We start from the raw sequence: 24,092 nt of genomic DNA on the forward strand, positions 1-24,092 counted from the left end.
GGCGCTTCTGCTTTTATTACTTAGCTACTGCTTGTTTTGCTTGGTCAACCAATGCAGTGAATGCAGCTGCATCAGATACAGCGATTTCAGCTAGCATTTTGCGGTTGATGTCGATGCCCGCAACTTTTAATCCGTGCATAAGACGGCTGTATGAAATGTCGTTCATGCGAGCTGCTGCGTTGATACGTGTGATCCATAGTTTACGGAAGTCACGTTTTTTGTTGCGACGGTCACGGTAAGCATAGTTACCTGACTTCATCACCTGTTGGTTTGCTACTTTGAAAAGGATGTGCTTTGCACCATAATAACCTTTTGCTAATTTAATGACCTTTTTACGACGCTGACGCGTCACTGTTCCACCTTTTACGCGTGGCATATCACATTACCTCCTGCTGAATATATAAAATTCGATTTTTGTTCTTGTCTAGACTCCAACGCCCAGACTGTCGGGGTCATAAGCCAAAGTGGCTGTGCAGCCAAAAGCGCCGCTCTTCCTCTTTGTCTTATGCCCGTCGAATCTATACGGGCGCTTACACTTTCTTTATTTCATGTTATAAATTAATGATTTGATGCGCTTCAAGTCGCCTGAAGAAACAAGTTTCCCTTTGCGAAGTTTACGCTTTTGCTTAGTTGATTTGTTTGCAAATAAGTGGCTAGTATGTGAGCTGTTGCGTCTTACTTTACCAGTACCCGTTTTTTTGAAACGTTTTGATGCACCGCTATGGCTTTTCATTTTCGGCATTTCGAATTCCTCCTAAACAATGATCTCTTATTCTTTTTCGTTGACTGGTGCAAGCATCAAGAACATGCTGCGGCCATCCATTTTAGGGCGCTGTTCAACCGTAGCAACTTCTTTGCACGCTTCTGCGAAACGTTCAAGAACACGTTGTCCGATTTCTTTGTGCGTAATCGCACGGCCTTTAAAACGAATAGAAGCTTTCACTTTGTCGCCTTTTTCAAGGAACTTGATAGCATTGCGAAGTTTCGTGTTGAAATCGTGATCGTCAATTGAAGGGCTTAAGCGTACTTCTTTGACGATAATCACTTTCTGATTTTTACGGATTTCACGATCTTTCTTCTGTTGCTCAAACTTGAATTTACCGTGGTCCATGATACGAGCGACCGGCGGCTTAGCTTGAGGAGCCACAAGAACAAGATCCAGGTTGACACGAGCTGCAATTTCAAGTGCTTCGTTACGTGTTTTGATGCCAAGTTGTTCACCGTTTTGATCGATAACTCGCAACTCACGTGCACGAATACCTTCATTTACATTAATGTCTTTGCTAATAGTAATCCACCTCCGGATAGTGTCGCGAATAGCTTAAATGTGTGAACCGGCCGAACCGGTTTACAGGGTTCCGATCAAAACAAAAGCGGATGGACCAAAGAGGTCCACCCGCAAATATGACAACACGCTTCTTTCTGCGTGTAAAAGTCAATCGTGTATACCTGCCAACATTCGGTCGATCAGGTGAGAAGCGGGTGCTCCTGCTTGCACATATAAGTATTCTATAACCTTATTCATAATATCACGTGCCTTAGGGCCTGTCAACCGTTCTAGCGAAGTTCGCTGTGAACCAGTTTTACAAAGTCATCGAATGGCATGCTTTCGGATTTCTGTTCACCGTATTTCCGGACATTGACAGAACCGTCTTCCAGTTCCTTATCGCCGATAACGAGCATATACGGTACTTTCTGCATCTGTGCTTCACGGATCTTATAGCCGAGTTTTTCATCGCGCTCATCAATATCCACGCGAATTTTGTGAGATTGCAGTTTTTCCTGCAGTTCTTTTGTATAAGCACTATGGGCATCAAGCGATACCGGAATCAGTTCCACTTGAACTGGCGCAAGCCATGTCGGGAATGCTCCTTTGTATTCTTCAATCAGAAATGCGACAAAGCGTTCCATTGTTGAAACGACTCCACGATGGATAACGACCGGACGGTGCTGTTTTCCGTCTTCGCCAATATATGACAAGTCAAACCGTTCAGGCAATAGGAAATCAAGCTGGACAGTCGACAAAGTTTCTTCTTTGCCAAGAGCCGTTTTCACTTGAACATCCACTTTTGGCCCGTAGAATGCTGCTTCGCCTTCCACTTCGGTATAATCGATTTCCAGTTCATCCATCGCTTCCTTCAGCATGGCCTGTGCACGGTCCCACATGGCATCATCGTCAAAGTATTTTTCTTTATCCGCTGGGTCACGGTAAGACAAACGGAATGAATAATCCTTGATGTCAAAATCTTTATAAACTTCAACCACCAGATTGACGACGCGCTTGAATTCATCCTTGATCTGATCCGGACGCACAAAAATGTGGGCGTCATTCAATGTCATTCCGCGCACACGCTGCAGACCGGACAAAGCGCCTGACATTTCATAACGATGCATAAGGCCAAGTTCTGCAATACGGATCGGCAGCTGGCGGTATGAATGAATGCCCTGTTTGAAAATCATCATGTGATGCGGGCAGTTCATCGGACGCAAGACCAATTCTTCGTTATCCATTTTCATGACCGGAAACATATCGTCCTGGTAATGGTCCCAGTGTCCACTTGTCTTGTACAATTCCACGCTGCCCATAACCGGTGTATAGACGTGGTCATAACCCAAACGCTCTTCTTTGTCGACGATATAGCGTTCGATGATACGGCGGATTGTCGCACCTTTTGGCAGCCACATCGGCAAGCCCTGGCCAACCTTCTGGGAGTTCATGAATAAATTCAGTTCTTTGCCGATTTTACGGTGATCGCGTTCTTTCGCTTCTTCGAGCATTTCAAGATGAGCTTTCAAATCTTCTTTTTTGAAGAAAGCAGTTCCGTAGATGCGCTGAAGCATCTTGTTGTCGCTGTTCCCTCTCCAATACGCACCGGCAACACTTAATAATTTAAACTCTTTCAATTTACCAGTCGATGGTACGTGAATCCCCCGGCAAAGGTCAAAAAAGTCGCCCTGTTCATAGATCGACACTTGATCATCTTCGGAAATTGCTTCAAGAAGTTCCAGTTTGTATGGATCTTCGATCGCCGCAAATCGTTTCTGGGCTTCTGCACGTGTCACGTCGTGGCGAATGATTTCGACGTTTTCATTGATGATTTTCTTCATTTCTTTTTCAATCAGCGGTAAATCTTCTGAAGTGATCGCTGACTCTGTATCGATATCGTAATAAAAGCCGTTTTCAATGACCGGGCCGACGCCAAGCTTGGCATCCGGATACATACGCTTGATCGCCTGCGCCAATAGATGCGCCGTGCTGTGGCGCAAAACTTCCAACGCTTCATCGGATTCAGGTGTGATGATGGCAATTTCCCCATCTTCCTTCAAAGGTGCGCGCAAGTCGACCAATTTGTCGCCTACTTTTCCGGCCAACGCTTTTTTGCGTAATCCCGGGCTGATCGATTGTGCAATTTCTTCAGTTGTTGTGCCCCGTTCAAACTCTTTTACCGCTCCATCAGGGAATTTTAGTTGAATCATGTCTGCCATGCCAATCTCTCCTTTTAGTTAGATCTGTTGGAAATGCCAGTGCCACAGGGTCTGGCTTGGCATTTCCTTGTTTGCTAAAGCGGCCATTTCCGCTTTGCTTTGTCCAGCTGCAATGGCCTGTTCCTCGGGGTCTTAAGTTAATCTGCCTGTGCGGCAAAGCCGCTTCAGCAGCTCACCTTAAGCCTGTCGGAGGTCCGCAGGATGCGGATCATGTAAGCGTTGCGACAGGAAGTCGCGCCTTTAGCTTACGTTCCTCTACATGGCCGCTTCCGCTTTTCTTTTTTCCCACAGAAAAAAGCCCCATCCCAAAAGGGACGAAGCTTTAGTTCGTGGTTCCACCCTTCTTCTATTCTGAACGGACAGATCCGTTCGGAATGAAGCTCTGCATCGGCTAACGGGCCGGTACCGTCAGCTGCTACTGATGGAACTGTTCACAGCTGCTGCTCGAAGGGGGTAAGCGGGATTGCCGGTACTTAAGAAGCTTGCAGCCGGGGCTTCTCTCTCTGAAAGTCGTACAAATCCGCTCATATCCTTGTCAAGGCATGTAAAATCTTGGTTAGATTGCTTTTACTATAAACCGAAATGACGCAAAACGCAATAGTAACGCGGCTTAATTTCGTCGATTGCGCCCGTCGAGCTTGACTGGCTTGGTCAACGTACGGATTCGTTCCATGATGCGCGCAGCTTTCAAATCTTCTTTTTCACCGCGCTGTGAATAGGTCAAATGATATTCCAGTTCCGAATAACTAAAGTTTGACGACATGAATGTCGGCAGTTTTTCAGACATCCGGTAATGGAGAATCGTGCCCAGCACCTCATCGCGCGTCCAGCTCGACATCGCTTCTGCACCAATGTCGTCGAGCATCAGGACGTCTGCCTTTTTGACGTAATCGACTTTTTCCTGCAGCGTTTGGTCACCGATCGCCTGTTTCATTTCCCGCATAAATTCCGGGACGAACACCAGCACTGACTTGACATTTATCTCAGCCAGTTCATTGGCCACTGCGCTCAGCAAGTAAGACTTGCCGATACCGAATTGCCCGTATAGGTACAAACCTTTTTCAGGCAAGTTATCAGGACCGGTCGCCTGATCCAGGAAATCTCCGACAGCACGGAACGCTTCCATACGGCTATCATCCAGATCAAATCCGTCCAGGGTCGCCTGCATGACTTCTTTCGGCATGTACATACTGTGGATCAATGACGAAGCATGGCGCTTATTGTCGCTGACTTCCTTGAGGCGGCATTTGGTATAGGAAATGCCGATGGTTCTCCGCTCCAACACCAGGTTTGGCTCAAAGCCTTTCAAGTGGTTGATGCAGGCGCCCAGGCTTGGGCATTTATTGCAGTCATGGGATTGATCGATATACTCGTACAATTTCCCGAGTCCTCTATCGATGATAGGTGCATCAATTTCATCGGCATGGTTTTCCAGAAATTTTTGGACTCCGGGATGTTCCAGCACTTCTTTTCGCATCTCACTGTACCGCTCAGAAAAAGCAGGCGCATTGACCACACGTTTTAAGGTTTCGCTAATCGGTTCCATTTAACCACCTTTTCCTTTCTTCAGCGCCAGTTTCGCGAGAAGTTTTTGTTTTTCCACTTCCAGGCTTTCGTTTCTCGGCTCTTCTTTAGCGGTAGGGGCATCATCTTTCTTATGGAACCATTCCGGCAGCTTTTCTTCACGTACCGGTTTGCGGTTTCCATTGCCCATAAACGGTTTGGCCACAGTCGTCGGTGAGCCTTCCGACTTCCATTTCATGTACTGCGTATGCTCGATACGTGCCAGTTCCATCGCCTCTTTGGCAGTTGTGACGTTTTTCCGCAGCCAATGCGAAGCGATTTTTTCCACATAGGTTTTGGTCAACTTCATATCGGTGCGCAACAGGACATAATGAAGCAGGACATTGACGACTGCCGGCTTCATGCCATGGCTAACGACCAATTGGTTGGCCAGCTGGACATCTGCCGGCAGCGGTTCGTTGCCGTTGGCGATGTCACGCAGCACTTGGATAGGCGGTGCTGTCTCCAAATAGACCAGCAACTCATCCTCTTTCGTTTTTGGCGCTTCTTCTGTCGGTTTCGGAGCTTCTTTATGCATTTGCACAAGCTGTGGTGCCGTGGTCGAAACCGTCAGCTTGTAATATTCAGATGCCGACTTTTTCAAGCCTTCCACCGTCAATTTATAGTCCTCTTCGATTGCCAGCAAGATGACTTTTTGCATTTCCAGCGGTCCCCAGCTATACAGGTAAGCCAGTTTGGAAATAAAATCTTTGATGGTGGCTGTCAGCACCCGCTTCGGCACCAGCTGTTCTGAAAGCCCCTGGCGAAGCAATGCGAAATCGAACTCCGCATCAGCTTCGTAGGCTCCTTGTTTCCGTTCCTGCAAATCCTGCTTCGCGGAAGGATATCCTGCTTTCGCATGGACCGGCTGAAAAATATCGGTGAAGGTCCGAGACACTTCTTCAAAATCAGACGGAAGTTCAGAATGGACCAGAAAACGGTCCCGGACTCTGCGATAGGAAGGTTCTCCGATTTTACTGAACAGGAACATCGACAATAACGGATCCATGAAAAAGGTTTTAGGATCCAATGGCGGACATAGTTCATAGATGAAGCTGCGGTTGCCATTGTCTTTCCGATAAGTCTTCAGCAGCCCGATCGCTTCTAATTGAATCCTTGCTTCAAAAATTTTCGAAATGGGGTTTCCCAATGTGTTCATCAATGTGTAATGGCTCGCCTCATCACCGGATGCTTCTCCTTCGGCCCATAGCGTCAAGTAAAACGCGATGGCCTCCGCTCCAACCATCGGCTGGTACAGGAGCGTCAGCAGCTGCCGATCGTAATTCGAAAATGGATAAGGCAGACGGATTCGATAGGGATCGGCAGGCTGCAACTCTTTATAATATGCAGTCATAAGTCACCGCCTTAGTCGATTTTCTTGTCTTCCGGACTTTTGTTCAGCAAATCCTTCAGTTCGTCGATAAAAACAGTGATGTCTTTGAATTGGCGATAAACAGAGGCAAAACGGACATAGGCCACTTCGTCGATCGCTGCCAGCCGGTTCATGACCAACTCTCCGACTTCTTCGGATTTCACTTCCGGGTTGCCCGCCCGGCGAAGGTCTTTCTCGATCGTAAAGACCACTTCTTCCAATACTTCCAGGGATACCGGCCGCTTTTCACAGGCACGAATCAAGCCGCGCAGAACTTTTTCACGGCTGAACTCTTCACGTGAGCCATCTTTTTTGACGACGATCAACGGCATCTCCTCCACTTTCTCGAAAGTGGTAAAGCGATATCCGCATGATTCACATTCTCTGCGCCTTCTGATTGATTTCATTTCATCTATTGGCCGTGAGTCGACAACACGTGTGCCGTTATGTTGGCAAGCTGGACATTTCATTTCGACATCTCCCTAACTTCTCTATCTATTTATCTGAGCTAAATTAAAATATTTACATGTTCAAGCCATTGCAAGAAGAGCAGAATGAAGAACCCTCTCCAGGCGGACGCTTTCCGCTCTTTCTTCTAGAGATTCTTCAGTTGCCTACAGCGGAGCTGGTTTGCGGAATATCCATAGAAAATAACACTCACTAAAAACGATTAATCCAACTTATATAATGTACTATCTAGTATAACAAAAATTCATCGGGAAAATAGAAAAAGCAGAGGATTTTATCCTCTGCTCTCGTGTTTTTTGTTAAACGGATTATACAGTTACTGAAACTTTGGATTTCCCAACACTGACTGGACCCATACCGCGCGGAATTTCGACAAGCTCGCTTGAAGTTGACCCTAGCGCTTCTGCGATATACTTCGCTGCAATTGTCGGATCTAAGTCGCCGCAAGTGTAAACATCTACACTGGCGTAGCCGTGTTCCGGGAAGCTGTGGATGGTTAAGTGAGATTCAGAGATGATCACAACTCCGCTGACACCCTGTGGTGCGAATTTATGAAAAGCTACCTCTCTTACTTCAGCTCCAGCTTTGAGTGCTGCATCAACAAAAGTTTGTTCGATAAAATCCATATCGTTTAATTTGTCAAAATCACACTGCCAAAGTTCTGCAATTACGTGACGTCCCATTGTTTCCATGGTTCGTTTTCCCCCTTTGATATCATTTTGGTTTTTGCGCAAAATATTCAAAGTAGACTACCACGGGGGAAAGTTAGTCCAAAGAGGTCCTAACCCTTTAAGCAGTCATGTGAATAAAAAATCTTACGCTCCTAATTCCGAGATGCATGATGGAAATTCAGAAGTGGTAGCCGTTTTTTAACTACGAATCATAGTATAAAACGTATTTATTGTAAATGCAATAATAATATCTTATTAATTCTCATTTTTTTTCAGTAAATTTTCCATAAAAAAACCGATTCTCCATTTGAAATCGGAGAACCGGGGTGAATAGACTTATTTGGATACCAGCGCCAAAGCTTTTGCGACCTTTTTGGTCAAATCGATGACGCGTGCTGAATATCCCCATTCATTGTCGTACCATGCCAGAACTTTCACTTTGCGCCCGCCGATTACCATAGTCGATAAGCCATCCACTATAGCAGATTTCGGGTTGCTGTTAAAATCGACAGAAACCAGGGGCTCCATCGTCAGGCTCAAGATCCCTTGCAAGCCATTTTCTGATGCTTCTTCGAAAGCCTGATTGACTTCCGCAATCGTCACATCCGACTCCAAATCGACGACCAGGTCGACCAGAGATACGTTTGGTGTCGGCACACGCAATGCCATGCCGTGCAGCTTGCCTTGCAGTTCAGGAATGACCAGTGATAGCGCTTTCGCAGCGCCCGTAGAAGTTGGAATGATCGATTGGGCACATGAACGTGCACGGCGAAGATCTTTATGCGGATTATCCAAGTTTCGCTGGTCGTTCGTGTAGGAATGGACGGTCGTCATCAAGCCGTTTTCGATGCCGAATTTGTCATGCAGCACTTTTACGACAGGTGCCAGGCAATTCGTTGTACAGCTGGCATTGGAAATGATGTCGTGCTTATCGATATCCAATTTGTCGTCGTTGACACCCATGACAATCGTGATGTCCTCTTTTTTTCCAGGCGCTGTTAAAATCACTTTCTTCGCTCCTGCATCCAGATGAAGAGCTGCTTTTTCGCGGGAATTAAACTTTCCGGTTGCTTCGATGACGATATCAATGCCCATTTCTTTCCATGGCAGATTCAGTGGGTCACGTTCACTTACCAATTGTACTCGTTTCCCGTTAACAATTAATGCATCTTCTTCTGAAGATACGTCACCAGCGAAAGTGCCGTGATTTGTGTCATACTTAATCAAATGCGCAAGGGTTTCAGCCGGATAAGTAGCATTGACTGCCGTAATTATGACGTCATCCATCATTATCGCTTGTCTGAAAACCATACGGCCAATACGGCCAAATCCGTTAATTGCAATAGAAACTGTCATGTAGGAGTCCTCCGTTTATAATTAAGTTATACTCATATTTTTAATTTCTCATATAGTATAACACAATTAGCTATTTAGAGAACCTCAAAAACAGGATATCTTATTATTCTTTTCCAGGACTGGCCTGCCAATTATCTAAAATCCGATTTAACTGCCATTTCGTTTCATCCAAAGTGCCGTTATTGTAGATGACGGCGTCCGCACCGTCTTCCTTTACAGACATCGGCAGCTGGGAACTGATGCGCGCCCGTGCCTCTTTTTCGGTAAAGCCGTTCCGCTCCACCAATCGGTTAAACTGATTTTCTTCCGTCACGCTGACGACAAGGATTTTGTCCACCAGATGCTGCAGGCGACTCTCGAACAATAACGGGATGTCCATGATGATTGTCTTAAACCCCTGCGCCAGGAACTCGTGGCGCTGCCGCAGCATTTCCTCGCGGATCGCCGGATGGATAATGTCGTTCAGGATTTTCCGGCTTGCCGGATCATTAAAGATGATTTCTCCTACTTTTGCGCGGTCCATTGTGCCGTCTCCCTGAATTACCTCGGACCCGAATGCCTGCGCAATCTGCGACAGGGTTTCAGAACCCGGTTCGACAACCAAACGCGCTACAAGATCCGCGTCAATAATTGGGTATCCCGAGTTTTTCAGCATTTCGGATACTGTACTTTTCCCACTGGCAATACTGCCTGTTAATCCAATGATCATCATCCATCCTCATTTCTGGCAGGCCGGGCAATACACTGATGCCCGGCCGCCGATTTTCAAGGTTTTCGTTGCAGTGCCGCAAACCGCACATTGTTTTTTGCCATACATGCCAAAACGGTTTTGCATGCTGCCCGATTCGCCATTGATATTGCGGTAATCCGAAATTGTGCTGCCTCCTGCTTCGATGCTTTCCAGAAGAATGGCGACCACCGTCTCGAACAATTCCACTTTGCGTTTTTTGCTGATGCGGCCAGCTGACCGCTTAGGATGAATTTTCATTTTAAAAAGTGCTTCTGTGGCATAGATATTGCCGCAGCCGGAAATAACTTGGCCATCCATGATGACTTCTTTGATCGCTTTGTTCTTGTATTTCGGACTTTCAGCCATCAACAGAAAATGATCAAGAGCTACTGCTTCGAAAGGCTCCGGCGCCATCAGCAGTAAAGGCGGGAAGTCTCCCTCTTCCTGCAGTACCCGCATCTCCCCAAAACGGCGAATATCGGAATAGGCCAGCAGGTTGCCGTCGCTCAACGTCAGTACAACATGGACGTGGCGCCGAAATTTGTCCTCCGGAATAGACTGAAGCTGGTCGACATAGAACCAGGCTCCGGACATCCCCAAATGATTGACCAATAAAAATTCACTGTCTTTTCGCAATGTAAAATAAATGTATTTGCTGCGCCGCTCAACGCGGACGATTTGTGCTCCGACCAGGCTATGGATAAAATGGTCGGCTTCCATCCGCTTGATGATCGCTTCCTTGCCATTTGTTTTCGACACGCGGATCGTATCTGAAACCGCTACTGCCTCAATCTTTTTTCCAATGGAAACGGGGCGGATCTGCCGAACAACACCTTCCACTTCCGGAAGTTCAGGCATATCGTTGCCCTCCTATCATTTAGTATCGTACCAAGTTTCGCCATGTGCGATGTCCACTTTTAACGGAACGTTCAGCTTCACTGCGTTCTCCATCACTTGTGGCACCAACTCCATCAGCTTGTCCAATTCCTCTGGCGGCGCCTCGAAGATCAGTTCATCATGCACCTGCAGCAGCATGCGCGTCTGCATGTCTTCGCGTTCCAAGGCTGCGTCCATATCGATCATCGCTTTTTTGATGATGTCTGCTGCACTGCCCTGAATCGGTGTGTTCATCGCTGTGCGCTCTGCAAAGCTGCGTAAATTGAAATTGGAGCTGGTGATATCCGGCAAATAACGCCGGCGATTCATCAAAGTCGTTACAAATCCGTCACGCTTTGCATCTGCCACAATGGTCGTCATATACGTTTTAACGCCCGGGAAGCTGGCAAAGTAACGTTCGATGAACGCCGCTGCTTCTTTGCGGGTAATGTTCAAGTTTTGGGACAGTCCATAATCGCTGATGCCATAGACAATCCCGAAATTAACAGCTTTTGCCGCGCGCCGCATGTCTCCGGTTACCTGTTCTTCAGGGATGTGGAAAACATCGCTGGCTGTTGTCGTATGGATATCTCGGTCATCTTTAAAAGCTTGGACGAGACGCTCGTCTTCCGACATATCTGCCAAGACACGCAATTCAATCTGGGAATAATCAGCAGCGACCATCACCCAGCCAGGTTCCGACGGGACAAAGGCTTTACGGATTTTGCGTCCTTCCTCAAGGCGCACCGGGATGTTCTGCAAGTTCGGGTTGGTCGAACTGAGACGTCCGGTCGTCGTGAGGGCTTGCTGGAACCGGGTATGAACCTTGCCATCCTCGTGGATTTCCTTCAATAAACCTTCTATATAAGTAGACAATAGTTTGCCCAGCTGGCGGTACAGGAGGATATGGGAGATGATCTCGTGCTGTCCTTCTAATTTTTCCAGAACATCGGCTGCTGTTGAATAGCCTGTTTTGGTTTTCTTTAAAGGCGGCAATCCGAGATTTTCAAATAACACAACTCCTAATTGCTTAGGGGAATTGATGTTGAATTGCTGTCCGGCCAATCCGTAAATATCCGCTTCGATTTTTTCGAGCTTATGGGACAATTCCTTGCCCATTTCGGATAATTGGTTGCGGTCGACCATTACGCCAAGCGATTCCATTTGGCCAAGCACCGTTGCTAAAGGAAGCTCTAATTTATCGTACAAATCAAACTGCTCGTTTTCCTCAAGCTTTTCCATGACCAGTGGACGCACTTTCCAGATGGTGCGCGCTTTTCTGGCAATGTGCTCATGAAGAATGAGATCCTCCGGTGTTTTCTTTTTGGCGCCTTTGCCATATACCTGCTCGTTTGACGACACATCCGTATAACCGTATTCTTGGACGATGCTCGCCATATCCGTGTACGTCAACGATGGATTGACGATATAAGCACCAAGCATCAAGTCGAAGTCGACACCTTTCAGTTCGATGCCGCAGCGAAGAAAGGCTGCTGTCGCCGCTTTGGAATCCGCCATGAACTTTTTCTTCAATGGATTTCTAAACCAGGCGCGGAATTCCTCCGAATGCTCAACAACGTCCATCGGAATCACATAGGTTTCCGTTTCCGTAGCCAAGGATACCCCAAGCAAATCGCAGCTATGGTAATGTTCATCGTACAACTCCAGATGAACCGCCATCTCGTCTTTCAGTATCGACGGATCAATGCTCGCCAGCACCTCGAACTTCAATTCTTCTTTAACGGTTTCTTCTGCAGTGTATTCCATTTTCTCCAATAAGGATTTAAATGCCAGTTCAGTCCATACCTTCACCAATTCGTCCTGGTCCGGACCTGCATAGCTCAATTCCTCAATCTTTATTTCGATTGGCGCATTGCGTTCTATTGTCGCCAATTGCTTGGAAATATAGGCAAGGTCTTCATTGGCAACAAGCTTTTCCTTCATCTTGCCTTTTTGCTGCTCTATGGCTTCGTAAACGCCTTCAACAGAACCGTGTGCCGCCAACAGCTTCAACGCCGTTTTTTCGCCTACGCCAGGAACCCCCGGAATGTTGTCGGATGCATCGCCCATCAAGCCTTTCATATCGATGATCTGGTTGGGCGTCAAACCGTATTTCTCTTTGATGTGCTCTACCGTATACTTTTCGATATCGGTAATGCCTTTACGTGTTATGTAAACCGTCGTCGAAGGCGAAGCCAATTGCGTCAAATCTTTATCTCCTGAAATGACCACAACTTCATCGCCTTCCCGCTCCGCTTCCAAACTCAAGGTTCCGATAATGTCATCCGCTTCGTAGTTTTCCAATTCGTAGCGTTTGATCCGGTAAGCGTCGATCAATTTTTTCAGATAAGGAAATTGTTCTGACAGCTCAGGCGGCGTCTTCTGCCGTCCACCTTTGTACTCGCTGAACGTTTTGTGCCGGAACGTTGTTTTTCCCGCGTCAAAAGCCACGATCATATGCGTCGGCTTTTCTTCTTCCAGTACTCTTTGAAGCATCATGGTAAATCCATATACAGCATTCGTGTGGATGCCGTTTTCATTGGTCAACAGCGGCAAGGCAAAAAACGCCCGGTATGCCAAACTGTTCCCATCTAATAAAAGTATTTTCTTTGCCAAAAAATTACCCCTCTCCATAAAAAAGCCGTCATTCCTTTTATTTTACCACGCGGGCAAATAGAAGAGAAATGACGGCCATAGCCTTATTCGAAATTGCCGGAAAGGATATCCGCGTATGGTGAATCCGATGGCAGAATAATCACCGTGTCTTCACCGATTGTTTTCTTATAGGATTCCAATGAACGGTAGAGTTCATAGAATTCCGGATCTTTTGAGAATGATTCGTTGTAGATGATGGCGGCTTCCGATTCACCTTCGGCCTGGATCAATGCCGCTTCTTTACGGGCAGTCGCAATTACTTCCTGCGCTTCACGGTCAGCCTGTGCTTCGATTTCACGCTTTTTCGCATCTCCCTGAGACAGGTAATCCTGAGCCGTGGAATCACGTTCTGAAATCATCCGCGTATATACAGATTGCTCGTTTTCTTCCGGCAAATCCGTTCGCTTGATACGGACATCCAACACCCGGATGCCGTATTGGTCTTTTTTCAGCAACTCATTGACTTTTGCTGTGACATTGTCGTTCAAGCTGCCGCGGGAAGAATTTTCATCGTTGATGATTTCATCATAATCTAATTGTCCGAGCTCTGTCCGGACCACTGAATAAATGAACTCTTCCATCCGCGATTCGGCATTGACGATCGTTCCTGCATTCGAAATCAATTCAAGCGGATCCACGACATGCCATACGGCGTAATTGTCAATGATGATGCGCTTCTTGTCTTTCGTGTTGATTTCCGCTTCTGAAACGTCATAAGTCATTTGATAGTTTGGCAAAGTCGTGACACTTTGTATGAACGGGATCTTCATTTTGATGCCCGGGTCTTCCTGAATTTTCACCACTTCACCAAATTGGCGGACAACTCGGTATTCATTTTCTTTAACTACGTAAACATTCGTCAGGAGAATGAGCAAGACAGCAAAAGCGACAACCAGACCGACGATCAGTTTCCAGTATTTCTTGAAGTCGATCGGATCTTTCGGCTCTTTTTTCTTTTTCGGCTTTTCATATGGATTGAATTTCTTTACTTCGCCTAAAGGTTTATTCGGTTCCATCAGTTGCCGCCCCCTTCTTCTTCTGTTTCAGCCGCTGGTGGAACAGCTGTCTGCAGGCCATCAAGCGGAAGGTATTTGATCGTGCCACCTTCATCATTCATGATGTATAATTTGGCGTTTGGCAGGACCGACTCCAACGTTTCCATAATAATCCGCTGCTTGGTGACTTCCGGATTGTTTTCATATTCCACAAACAGTTTATCGAAAAGTGCAACATCCCCTGTCGCCTGTTGGACCCGTGATACTTTCTGGCCCTCTGCACGCGAATTGATTGCCGCTTTTTCGCCTAATGCTTCGTTGCGTTTCTGGTTTTCGTATTTATTCGCTTCATTGATTTTCGTGTTCATCGTTTCCCGGGCATCTGTTACATTCGTGAATGCCGCCCGTACTTCTTCGTTCGGCAACTCCACATCCTGCAGTTTGACTGCCAGTACGGTAATGCCAATATCGTATTTATCGATCAATGAAGCTAGCAGGTCACGCGTTTCGGCTTCAATTTCTGCTTTTCCTGAAGTCAGTGCATCGTCGATCAGCGAACTGCCGATGATGGAACGGATGGATGCCGATGTGGCATCGTGAAGAATATCCTGCGGCGCTTCTGCATTGAATAGGTATTTTTTAGGATCGGTGATTTTCCATTGAACCACCAGGTCAGTCAGGACGATATTTTCGTCTCCGGTAATCATTTTAGTTTCCTTGTCGAAGGCGACAATTTCCCCTTCTTCGTTTTGGTTATAGCCGAATTGGAGGCTATAGGTTTCTTTTGACAAGATTTCTGCTTTCTGGATTGGCCAAGGCATCTTAAAATGCAAGCCCGCTTCAGTGATGGTTTCATTTGCTACACCAAACGTGATGATGACCGCCTGTTCTGATTCATCTACTGTATACCAGGAAGTGAAAACTGCGATGAGCAGAAGAATTCCGGCAATAGACAAACCAATTACTGCCAGCAATTTTTTTGTTGTCATGATGGGTCCCCCTTTTTCTTGTTACCCATAATACGGAACAATAGTGAAATAGTTTCATAAAAAAAGAAAAAGAGCCCGGGGAAGGGACTCTTTTTCAAATCATGCGGTTGAAGGGGGTTCTATTAAACCTTAACATCCGAGTATGAAGCTGGTGTTAAGCTTCTGTAAATTTACCATTGATTGTTCTTATACTTTTTATAATAATTTACTTGGCGCGCAAGCAGGTACATTTTGCGTTTCAGGTGCTTATCCTGTTTATAGAATAACGGATTGCCATACTGGCCTTTTTTGATTAGGCGCTTGATGTCTTTGAGCACCGCTTTATTATTGACGAAATTACGCAGGACCGCTTTTGGCACAACAGTAAACAGGAAGTCTTCATTTAAATACGTCACCGGTTTTTCGGTCTGGTAGATTAGGTCATCGACAAAATACTCGGCCATATTGTGCCCCAGGGCCGTGACATAATAACTTGAACGGCCTTGGCGAATATTCACTTCAAACACTTTGAACTTATTATCGCGTGCATCGTATTTGAGATCGAAATTAGCAAATCCGTTATAGCCGACTGCTTCCAGGAAGTTCTGCAGCTTGACCATCATATCTTTATCGAAACGGGTGATCAACGCAGTATAGTTTCCGATTGCCGTGACCGTATGCTCCTGCAGAACCACTTGTGCAAACGTCACCAGCTGCGTCTTCCCTTTCGAGTTGGCGTAGATGACCGAATCCCACATGAATGTATCGTCTCCCGGAATATAATCCTGGATGATCAATTCGTCGCGGTAACCGCCTGCTTTGATTTGCTGAATCACTTTGTGCATTTCTTTCGGGCTTTCGACTTTATAGACTTTCTGCTGCCCTTCAAACTTGTTTCTGCTGTATTCGATGCCATTGCTCGGCTTGATGATGACCGGGAACATCATCTCTTCTTCGAACGGCACTGTCGAATTACAGTCATAGAAGAAAGTGGTTGGTGTTTCAATGCCATGCACTTTGCAAAGCTCATAGAAATTCGATTTGACCTGCAGCTGATTCATCAAATCTTCATTGATATAATTAAAAACATAATGCTCGCGCAGAATTTTGGCATTTTCAATGATCAGGCGAACATAAAGATCGTTTGTGCCAATCAGCAAAAGGGTTTTGCCAGGGGTTCGGTACTTATCGGCGATATCGATCAGGATATCGGCAAACTGTGCGTCCTCCGCTAAACCGGAACGCAGTTCGATGGTTTCGGTAATTGTGCTTAATGAAGTAAATGATAAATGTTCTTTACCGACTAGAATCGGCTTGATGCCATATGCTTCGTGAAAAGAAATGGCCATGTTGTAAGCGTTCATATCTGTACCGACTATAATTGGCAAAAATGGGTGTTTGGTTTCCATGCTTTCCTCCTAAATTAACTAGCCAAAGGCAAATAAATGGTGAATGTAGTCCCGACACCAACTGTGCTGTCGACTTCCACTTTTCCATGATGTGCCTCGATTAAGTGTTTGACAATGGAAAGTCCAAGGCCGGTGCCGCCTGAGTTTCGGCTGCGAGCCCGGTCAACACGGTAAAAACGTTCAAATAACCGGCCAATTTCCGAACTTTCTATCCCGATTCCTTGGTCTTCCACTTGAATAATGGCTTGATTGTCTTTGACGAAAAGCCGGACGGTGATTTCGGTATGATTGCTTGAGTATGTAACTGCATTGATCAGAAGATTCATCATCACCTGGATTAAGCGGTTCGAATCACCAAAAACAGTCACCTGCTTAGTCTCCAGCTTTAATTGTATGGATTTTTCATTGAGTTTGGGCTGAATCATTTCTACAGCCCGTTTAATGACGGCCTTCATATCGGTCGCTTGCGCTTTTACTTCAAACCCACTTTGCTCTACCTTTGATAAATCGAGCAAATCGTTGATAAGCATCTCCAGCCGATTGCTTTCCGTATGAATAATTTCTAAAAATGACAATAAGGTCTTGGTGTCCTTATAAGCCCCATCAAGCAGCGTTTCTGAAAAGCCCTTAATGGATGTTACTGGTGTCCGAAGCTCATGGGAAACATTGGCAACAAAATCTTTGCGGATCTGCTCCAGCCTTTTCAGTTCTGTGATGTCATGAAAAACAATGACAATTCCCAACCAGCGCTGATGCTCTCCGATGACAGGTGCACCATAGACATTCAGGTTCTTCAAGTTCAGCCCCGACATAAACTCAATTTGGGCGCGCGAATGCGTTTCCGTCATGAAGACATTTTCGATAAAATCCTCGAGTTCATAAGGAACATGAATTTCTTTATAGAATTTGCCCAATGTGTTTTCCGTGGATAATTCAAATTCCTCCAGGAAGGGTTTATTGACAAGCGAAACGGCTCCTTGCCTGTCAATCATAATCAACGCACTGCCCATGTTTTCAATCAGCGTCTTCAGCCGCTCTTGTTCCATGACACGAACCGCGGTAATTTCCTGCAGATTTCGGGCCAGCACATTGATGGTCCGACTCAATTCCACACTGCCCTGGGCATTGGACTCTGAAGCGCGTGCGCGGTAATTTCCCTTGGCCAATTCTAACGCTGTCTCCGTGGCATTTTCAATCGGCTTCATGTTCACGTCGATAATCCGGCTGCCCACAATTGATGAAAAAAGCAAAGCGACGGCAAATGCGAGAAATAAAATCAGCCAAATATCGGTCTTGTTTTCAGCATCCTCGTATATGGGCAGCAATTGATGGACGACGATGAACAATCCGGCCAGCATCATTCCGATCCACACCAGCAGGGTGATCAGCAGGCGATGCCGAAAAGACCTCATAAGCTTTTCGGCTCCTCGAACTTATAGCCCAATCCCCGAATTGTTTTAATGAAAGTCGGCTTTCGGCTGTTTTCTTCTATCTTATCGCGCAAATGGCTGATATGGACATCGACAATGCGCGTATCTCCAGCGAAATCGTATTTCCATACGGCACTCAGCAGCTGATCCCGTGTCAATACACGGTTTTTGTTTTCCATTAAATACACCAGGAGTTCAAATTCTTTCGGTGTAAACTCCAGCTGCTCTTTATTGAGAAACACTTCAAATCGATCAGGGTAGACATCCAACTTCCCGAGAGAAATCGGCGCCGATGAATCTTGTTGCGGAGTCGGCACATTGTTCGCTCTTCTTAACACCGCTTTTATGCGCGCCACTACTTCACGCGGACTAAAGGGTTTGGTCATATAATCATCCGCACCCAGTTCCAGCCCCAATACTTTATCGAATTCATCGCCTTTGGCCGTCAGCATGATGATGGGTGTATTGATTTTTTGCTGGCGAAGCGACTTGCAGACTTCCACCCCGTCCATCGACGGCAGCATGAGATCCAGTACAATCAATGATGGATTCTCACTCAAAGCCAGGTCATAGCCCTGTTTGCCATCATTGGCAATAATGGTTTCAAAACCCGCTTGAACAAGATTATAGGACAACAAGGTCGCAATTGAATGTTCATCTTCGATTATCAATATTTTCTTCAGCATTTTACATCCTCCACACTCAGTTTGAAACCCCCATCTCAAACCGCGCCAGACATGATCCGTTGCGTAAGCCGCTCGTTATTCCACAATCCGCGGTGGGTTTGCAGTAATTTGTCCTTGTATCGCGATTTCACCATTTTCATCGATTCCTTCAACCTGGACGATTACTTCATTTTGCCTGACATCCACTTCGATCACTTCCAATAAAAAATCGATGGTTGCGTAATGATGGATAGGTTTTAGAAACTTCAGCTGCTGGCCGCTAATATAAGAGCCAGGACCCGGTATATATTTGGATACGGCTGAGGTAAGGATACCCGTCAACATGATGTTCGGCACCACAGGTTTTCCAAAAGCAGTCTGCGCCGCAAAATCGTGTTGAATATACAGCGGATTGCTGTCATTTGTCAAACCCAGATAGAGAAGAAGATCTTTGTCTTCAATTTTTTCTGTCAGCTTCAGTTTCTCGCCGATTTTGATTTCTTCTACTTTCCGGCCTGATTTCCGCTTTTTCCCAAGCAACAAACAACATCCCTCCATTTTCTTGATACTCCTATAGTATCAATTTAGCCAATGAAAGTGCAAGCGCCTAAGGTAACAGGAAAAACAGCCCGTCCTCACGATACTAAAAAACGGACAGGAATAAGCCCCCTGTCCGTCTTTCTTATGAATTAAGCCAACACTTTCATAACGGCTTTCACCGAATCTGCCGATTGATTCAATAAAGCCTTTTCTTCTTCGTTCAAGTCGATTTCAATGATTTTCTCGATACCGCCTGCTCCTAAGATGGTCGGCACGCCAAGGTAAATGCCAGCCAAACCATATTCGCCTTCCAAATAGGCGATGGTCGGCAGGATGCGGCGCTGATCTTTAATGATCGCTTCCGCCATTTCCACCAGTGACGCTGCGGGCGCGTAATAAGCCGAACCGTTCCCGAGAAGGTTGACGATTTCCGCTCCGCCTTTGCGTGTGCGTGCCACGATTTCATCCAGACGCTCTTTGGAAATCAAGGTCTCCAATGGAATCCCGCCTGCATAGGAATAGCGGACGAGCGGCACCATATCATCGCCATGCCCCCCCAATACGAATCCGGTGATATCTTTAACCGACACATCTAATTCTTCTGCTACAAACGTCCGGAAACGGGCAGAATCCAATACACCGGATTGTCCGATTACACGTTCTTTCGGGAAACCGGATGCCTGGAAAACGGTATAGGTCATCGCATCAACCGGATTCGTCAGGACGATGATTGTCGTCTCCGGAGAGTATTTCACAACATCTGCTGTAACAGCTTTCATCACCTTCTGATTGGTTTGAACCAAATCATCACGGCTCATGCCGGGCTTTCTTGCAATTCCTGCAGTGATGATGACTAAATCCGAGTCTTTGGTATCTTCGTAATTCGAGGTACCTGATACTCGGGCATCAAATCCCAGAACAGGGCCAGCCTCCGCCATATCCAAGGCTTTGCCTTTTACCGGATTTTCCATAGGTGGAATATCCACCAAAACGACGTCACCCAATTCTTTTTGGGCTAATAAGAAAGCCGTCGTTGCACCTGTGAAGCCAGAACCGATTACTGAGATCTTTTTACGTTTGAATGTCATGAAATATCTCTCCTTTAACAGTATTTGTGTTGAAATATTGCATTCACTTTCTACAATCGCTTTGGGCATAGCTCCAGCAGTACCGAAAGCAGGGCTGATTTGCGGAATATCCACTAGTAAAGATTATTGAGTTTTAAATACCTGATTTCAGAATTCTATCAGAAATAATTGGTACAAAAAAGGAGGGAAAAAATTCCCCTCCCTCTCTTTTACTCTTATAGGTTTTTGATCAATTCGTCAGCAAACTCAGAGCATTTCACTTCTGTAGCGCCGTCCATTAGACGTGCAAAGTCGTAAGTTACAACTTTAGAAGCAATTGTTTTCTCCATAGAGTTTGTGATCATTTGAGCAGCTTCTCCCCATCCTAGGTGTTCAAGCATCAAGACGCCTGAAAGGATTAAAGATGAAGGATTTACTTTATCAAGACCAGCATATTTAGGTGCTGTTCCGTGAGTAGCTTCAAAAATCGCATGTCCAGTATCGTAGTTGATGTTTGCTCCAGGAGCAATACCAATTCCGCCTACTTGAGCAGCCAATGCATCAGAGATGTAATCTCCGTTCAAGTTCATTGTTGCAACAACATCGAACTCGCTTGGGCGTGTAAGGATTTGCTGTAAGAAGATATCAGCGATTGAATCTTTAACAAGGATTTTGCCTGAAGCAAGTGCTTCTTCCTGTGCTTTATTGGCAGCATCTGTTCCCTGCTCGTCTTTGATTGCATCGTATTGGTTCCATGTGAATACTTTATCGCCAAACTCCTGCTCAGCGACTTCGTATGCCCAATTTTTGAAAGCTCCTTCAGTGAACTTCATGATGTTCCCTTTATGGACAATCGTCAATGATTCACGGCCTTCAGTAAGTGCATAGTTGATTGCAGCGCGTACTAAGCGTTTTGTTCCATCTTCTGAAATCGGTTTGATGCCGATACCTGAAGTTTCAGGGAAACGGATGTTTTTAACGCCCATTTCGTCCTGTAGGAATGAAATCAATTTTTTCACTTCGTCTGAACCGTTAGCATATTCGATGCCTGCATAGATATCTTCTGTGTTTTCACGGAAAATAACCATATCTGTATCTTCAGGACGTTTAACCGGTGAAGGTACGCCTGTAAAATAACGGACTGGACGCAGGCAAGTATACAAATCAAGTTCCTGGCGAAGTGCTACGTTCAATGAACGGATACCGCCGCCGATTGGCGTCGTTAAAGGTCCTTTGATTGCGATTAAGTACTCGCGGATCACGTCAAGAGTTTCTTCAGGAAGCCATTCGCCAGTTTCGTCAAATGCTTTTTGTCCTGCAAGAACTTCTTTCCAGATAATTGATTTTTCACCATTGTATGCTTTTGTTACTGCTTCTTCTAAAACGCGTGATGCTGCATTCCAGATATCCGGCCCTGTTCCATCACCGATAATGTATGGGATTACTGCGTTGTTAGGAACGTTCAAGACGCCGTTTTCTACTGAAATTTTTTCGCCGTTAGTCATGTCTAATTTCCTCCTGTGGTCAAAGTCATAGGGCTGCACAAAGTGCAAGCCCTATGAATTATATTTTTTCGTCATAATGATGAAAAGCTTCTTATCTTTCCTCAACCGGCACATAAGTCTGCATGCCAGGCCCGATGTAGTCTGCGCGCGGGCGGATCAGGCGGTTGTCCGAGTACTGCTCAAGAATATGAGCCAGCCAGCCGGATGTGCGGGATACTGCAAAGATCGGCGTGAACAAATCGTGTTCGATGTTCAGGCTATGGTAAACCGATGCTGAGTAGAAATCCACATTCGGCGGAAGGTTTTTCTGTCCAGTGACGATTTCGTCGATCTTCACGGACATGTCATACCATTTTTCTTCGCCGCGGATCTTCGTCAATTTTTGGGACATGTCACGCAAATGTTTCGCGCGCGGGTCGCCCTTGCGATAGACGCGGTGGCCGAAGCCCATGATTTTTTCTTTGTTGGCCAATTTGTCGGTGATGACTTTTTCCACGTTGTCGACAGAGCCGATTTCCGTAAGCATCTTCATAACCTGCTCGTTGGCACCGCCATGAAGCGGGCCTTTCAAGGCGCCGATAGCTGCTGTAACGCCCGAATAGATATCAGATAATGTTGCCACCGCAACACGTGCCGTGAACGTCGATGCGTTCAATTCGTGGTCTGCGTGAAGCACCAAGGCTTTGTTGAATGCTTCTTCTTCGATGGCTTCCGGCAATTCGCCAGACAGCATGTACAGGAAGTTGGCAGCAAAGCTCAAGTCCGATTTTGGTGCAATCGGCTCTTGTCCGTTGCGGATGCGGCCGAACGCTGTCACCAATGTCGAGATTTTCGCCTGGATCTTGATGGCTTTGCGGTAGTTGGCTTCCGGCTCCATCACTTCAGCTTCTTCGTCGAACAAGCCAAGCATGGAAACAGCCGTGCGAAGCGCTGCCATCGGGTGGACATGCTTGATGTCGTATGTCTTGAAATGGTCCAGCACAGCTTGGGGAACGGCCATGTTGTCTGCCAATTGCTGTTTGAGTTCCGCCAATTCGTCTGCCTTCGGCAGGCGCTGGTGCCACAGCAAGTAGATTACTTCTTCAAAGCTGGCGTTGACAGCCAGGTCATCAATATCGTAGCCGACGTATGTAAGTGTGTCATCAATAATCGAGCTGATGGCGGACTGGGTTGCTACTACACCTTCTAAACCTTTTGATGATGTCATATAAATCGCTCCTTCTTCAGTCTAATTCATCATTCCAAAAAAAAATGCAGAATGATGTCTCATCTGCGTTTATGAACTTCTGTTTTTATTCCTTACTTAGTCATTATAATCAACTTTGTAGAATTTGTGAATGGAAACGCTTATAGAATTTAAATTTCCTCGGCAAATCGATGGAAATACCCGGCATTATCCAACGATAACCCGGGTGTTTTTCATCTTTTTATGAATCAATCGATAAATGAATGGCTTATACATTTTCTGTGTCGGGCTAAAAAGCATGGTAAACCCTACTGCATCAGAGATAAACCCTGGTGTCAGCAGCAAGACGCCACCTACGAGAATGAATGCCGCATTCATTAATTGATCTCCAGGAGCCTGAAAACTGTTCATGCCCTCCTGAATATCTTTGAGGGCTTTTAATCCTTGTTTCTTCGCGAAAAAAGCACCAATCAAGCCGGTCGCCACAATGATTGCCATTGTAGCAAAAAATCCAAGCTGGCCTCCTGCCCAAATAAGCAAAGCCAATTCAAGAGACGGCACAATAATTAATGCCAGGAAAATCCATTTCATCATTTTGACCGGCCTCCTTATTGTTTTTTACAGAACACTGGCATGGCCATGGTAGACGATACCGGATTCTGAGTCCATTGTAATATCGTAGTTGTGCTTAATAAGTGAAGTTGCTTCTTTGACGCCGACGATAACCGGAATCCCAAGACTCAAACCGACAACTGCCGCGTGGCTCGTCAATCCGCCTTCTTCGGTGATGATTCCGGCACATTTGTTGATGGCCGGCATCATGTCGCGGTCTGTTCCGATCGTTACGATGATTTTGCCTTCCACATCGACTGCCAATGCTTCTTGTGCATTTCTGACTACTGCTGTTTCACCGAAAGCCACTGTTTTGCCGATTCCTTGGCCTTTTGCCAGAATATCCCCAATAACATGAACTTTCATCAGGTTAGTCGTACCGGCTTGTCCGACTGGAACACCCGCAGTGATCACGACAAGATCGCCGTGTTTTACGTAGCCATGCTTCAAGCTTTCGTCCACCGCTTTTTCCAGCAATTCATCCGTCGATTCCACTGAAGATCCTACAATCGGCTGAACGCCCCAAACCAGGGACAGC

Annotated in this window: 23 protein-coding genes and 1 other annotated feature; all 23 genes read right to left on the reverse strand. The window is 46.0% G+C overall.

What is annotated here, in order from left to right:
- Window positions 1-16: 16 nt before the first annotated feature.
- Complete coding sequence (gene rplT, locus J7I83_RS01325) at window positions 17-376, reverse strand: 50S ribosomal protein L20 (protein ID WP_146557605.1); 360 nt, start codon at window positions 374-376, stop codon at window positions 17-19.
- Window positions 377-541: 165 nt separating this feature from the next.
- Window positions 542-742 (reverse strand): 50S ribosomal protein L35, encoded by a 201-nt coding sequence (gene rpmI / locus J7I83_RS01330; protein ID WP_006831131.1) that lies wholly within the window; start codon window positions 740-742, stop codon window positions 542-544.
- Window positions 743-769: 27 nt separating this feature from the next.
- Window positions 770-1,276 (reverse strand): translation initiation factor IF-3, encoded by a 507-nt coding sequence (gene infC, locus J7I83_RS01335; RefSeq protein WP_215098906.1) that lies wholly within the window; start codon window positions 1,274-1,276, stop codon window positions 770-772.
- 83 nt (window positions 1,277-1,359) lie between these two features.
- Window positions 1,360-1,500 (reverse strand) — a sequence feature (ribosomal protein L20 leader region).
- Window positions 1,501-1,557: 57 nt separating this feature from the next.
- Window positions 1,558-3,486: a threonine--tRNA ligase gene (gene thrS / locus J7I83_RS01340; RefSeq protein WP_215098878.1), complete on the reverse strand. Its 1,929-nt coding sequence runs from the start codon at window positions 3,484-3,486 to the stop codon at window positions 1,558-1,560.
- Window positions 3,487-4,096: 610 nt separating this feature from the next.
- Window positions 4,097-5,032 (reverse strand): primosomal protein DnaI, encoded by a 936-nt coding sequence (gene dnaI / locus J7I83_RS01345; RefSeq protein WP_215098879.1) that lies wholly within the window; start codon window positions 5,030-5,032, stop codon window positions 4,097-4,099.
- Window positions 5,033-6,403 carry a replication initiation and membrane attachment family protein gene (locus J7I83_RS01350; protein ID WP_215098880.1) on the reverse strand — a complete coding sequence of 457 codons (1,371 nt, stop codon included), beginning with the start codon at window positions 6,401-6,403 and terminating at the stop codon, window positions 5,033-5,035. It abuts the gene before it with no gap.
- An 11-nt stretch (window positions 6,404-6,414) separates the two neighbouring features.
- The gene (gene nrdR, locus J7I83_RS01355; protein WP_215098881.1) at window positions 6,415-6,891 is read right to left on the reverse strand and encodes a transcriptional regulator NrdR; all 477 of its coding nucleotides are present in this window, start codon (window positions 6,889-6,891) and stop codon (window positions 6,415-6,417) included.
- A gap of 306 nt (window positions 6,892-7,197) precedes the next feature.
- On the reverse strand, window positions 7,198-7,581 hold the full coding sequence (speD, locus tag J7I83_RS01360; RefSeq protein WP_215098882.1) for an adenosylmethionine decarboxylase: 384 nt from the start codon (window positions 7,579-7,581) through the stop codon (window positions 7,198-7,200).
- 315 nt (window positions 7,582-7,896) lie between these two features.
- Window positions 7,897-8,916: a glyceraldehyde-3-phosphate dehydrogenase gene (locus J7I83_RS01365; protein ID WP_215098883.1), complete on the reverse strand. Its 1,020-nt coding sequence runs from the start codon at window positions 8,914-8,916 to the stop codon at window positions 7,897-7,899.
- 103 nt (window positions 8,917-9,019) lie between these two features.
- Complete coding sequence (gene coaE / locus J7I83_RS01370) at window positions 9,020-9,625, reverse strand: dephospho-CoA kinase (protein ID WP_215098884.1); 606 nt, start codon at window positions 9,623-9,625, stop codon at window positions 9,020-9,022.
- A gap of 9 nt (window positions 9,626-9,634) precedes the next feature.
- Window positions 9,635-10,504, reverse strand: coding sequence for a bifunctional DNA-formamidopyrimidine glycosylase/DNA-(apurinic or apyrimidinic site) lyase (mutM, locus tag J7I83_RS01375; RefSeq protein ID WP_215098885.1), 870 nt, complete (start codon window positions 10,502-10,504; stop codon window positions 9,635-9,637).
- Between the two features lie 15 nt (window positions 10,505-10,519).
- Entirely contained in the window at window positions 10,520-13,156 is a 2,637-nt protein-coding gene (polA, locus tag J7I83_RS01380; RefSeq protein ID WP_215098886.1) for a DNA polymerase I, read from the reverse strand.
- A 65-nt stretch (window positions 13,157-13,221) separates the two neighbouring features.
- The gene (hflC, locus tag J7I83_RS01385; protein WP_215098887.1) at window positions 13,222-14,193 is read right to left on the reverse strand and encodes a protease modulator HflC; all 972 of its coding nucleotides are present in this window, start codon (window positions 14,191-14,193) and stop codon (window positions 13,222-13,224) included.
- On the reverse strand, window positions 14,193-15,161 hold the full coding sequence (hflK, locus tag J7I83_RS01390) for an FtsH protease activity modulator HflK (RefSeq protein ID WP_215098888.1): 969 nt from the start codon (window positions 15,159-15,161) through the stop codon (window positions 14,193-14,195). Before hflK ends, hflC begins: the two co-directional genes overlap by 1 nt.
- A 170-nt stretch (window positions 15,162-15,331) precedes the next feature.
- On the reverse strand, window positions 15,332-16,549 hold the full coding sequence (locus J7I83_RS01395; protein ID WP_215098889.1) for a carboxylate--amine ligase: 1,218 nt from the start codon (window positions 16,547-16,549) through the stop codon (window positions 15,332-15,334).
- 14 nt (window positions 16,550-16,563) lie between these two features.
- Window positions 16,564-17,961, reverse strand: coding sequence for a two-component system histidine kinase PnpS (pnpS, locus tag J7I83_RS01400; protein ID WP_215098890.1), 1,398 nt, complete (start codon window positions 17,959-17,961; stop codon window positions 16,564-16,566).
- A complete protein-coding gene (locus tag J7I83_RS01405) occupies window positions 17,958-18,665 on the reverse strand; it encodes a response regulator transcription factor (RefSeq protein WP_215098891.1) in 708 nt (235 codons plus the stop codon). Before J7I83_RS01405 ends, pnpS begins: the two co-directional genes overlap by 4 nt.
- Window positions 18,666-18,740: 75 nt before the next feature.
- Complete coding sequence (locus tag J7I83_RS01410) at window positions 18,741-19,187, reverse strand: MaoC/PaaZ C-terminal domain-containing protein (protein WP_215098907.1); 447 nt, start codon at window positions 19,185-19,187, stop codon at window positions 18,741-18,743.
- 146 nt (window positions 19,188-19,333) lie between these two features.
- Window positions 19,334-20,272 carry a malate dehydrogenase gene (gene mdh / locus J7I83_RS01415; RefSeq protein ID WP_215098892.1) on the reverse strand — a complete coding sequence of 313 codons (939 nt, stop codon included), beginning with the start codon at window positions 20,270-20,272 and terminating at the stop codon, window positions 19,334-19,336.
- Between the two features lie 215 nt (window positions 20,273-20,487).
- Window positions 20,488-21,756, reverse strand: coding sequence for an NADP-dependent isocitrate dehydrogenase (gene icd, locus J7I83_RS01420; RefSeq protein WP_215098893.1), 1,269 nt, complete (start codon window positions 21,754-21,756; stop codon window positions 20,488-20,490).
- Window positions 21,757-21,847: 91 nt separating this feature from the next.
- Entirely contained in the window at window positions 21,848-22,963 is a 1,116-nt protein-coding gene (gene citZ, locus J7I83_RS01425; RefSeq protein ID WP_215098894.1) for a citrate synthase, read from the reverse strand.
- Window positions 22,964-23,149: 186 nt separating this feature from the next.
- Window positions 23,150-23,536 carry an FxsA family protein gene (locus J7I83_RS01430; protein WP_215098895.1) on the reverse strand — a complete coding sequence of 129 codons (387 nt, stop codon included), beginning with the start codon at window positions 23,534-23,536 and terminating at the stop codon, window positions 23,150-23,152.
- Window positions 23,537-23,560: 24 nt separating this feature from the next.
- On the reverse strand, window positions 23,561-24,092 hold a 532-nt coding region (locus tag J7I83_RS01435; RefSeq protein ID WP_251047375.1), incomplete at its 5' end, for a PEP-utilizing enzyme.

The sequence above is a fragment of the Planococcus sp. ISL-110 genome (genome assembly GCF_018613575.1).
GTDB lineage: Bacteria > Bacillota > Bacilli > Bacillales_A > Planococcaceae > Planococcus.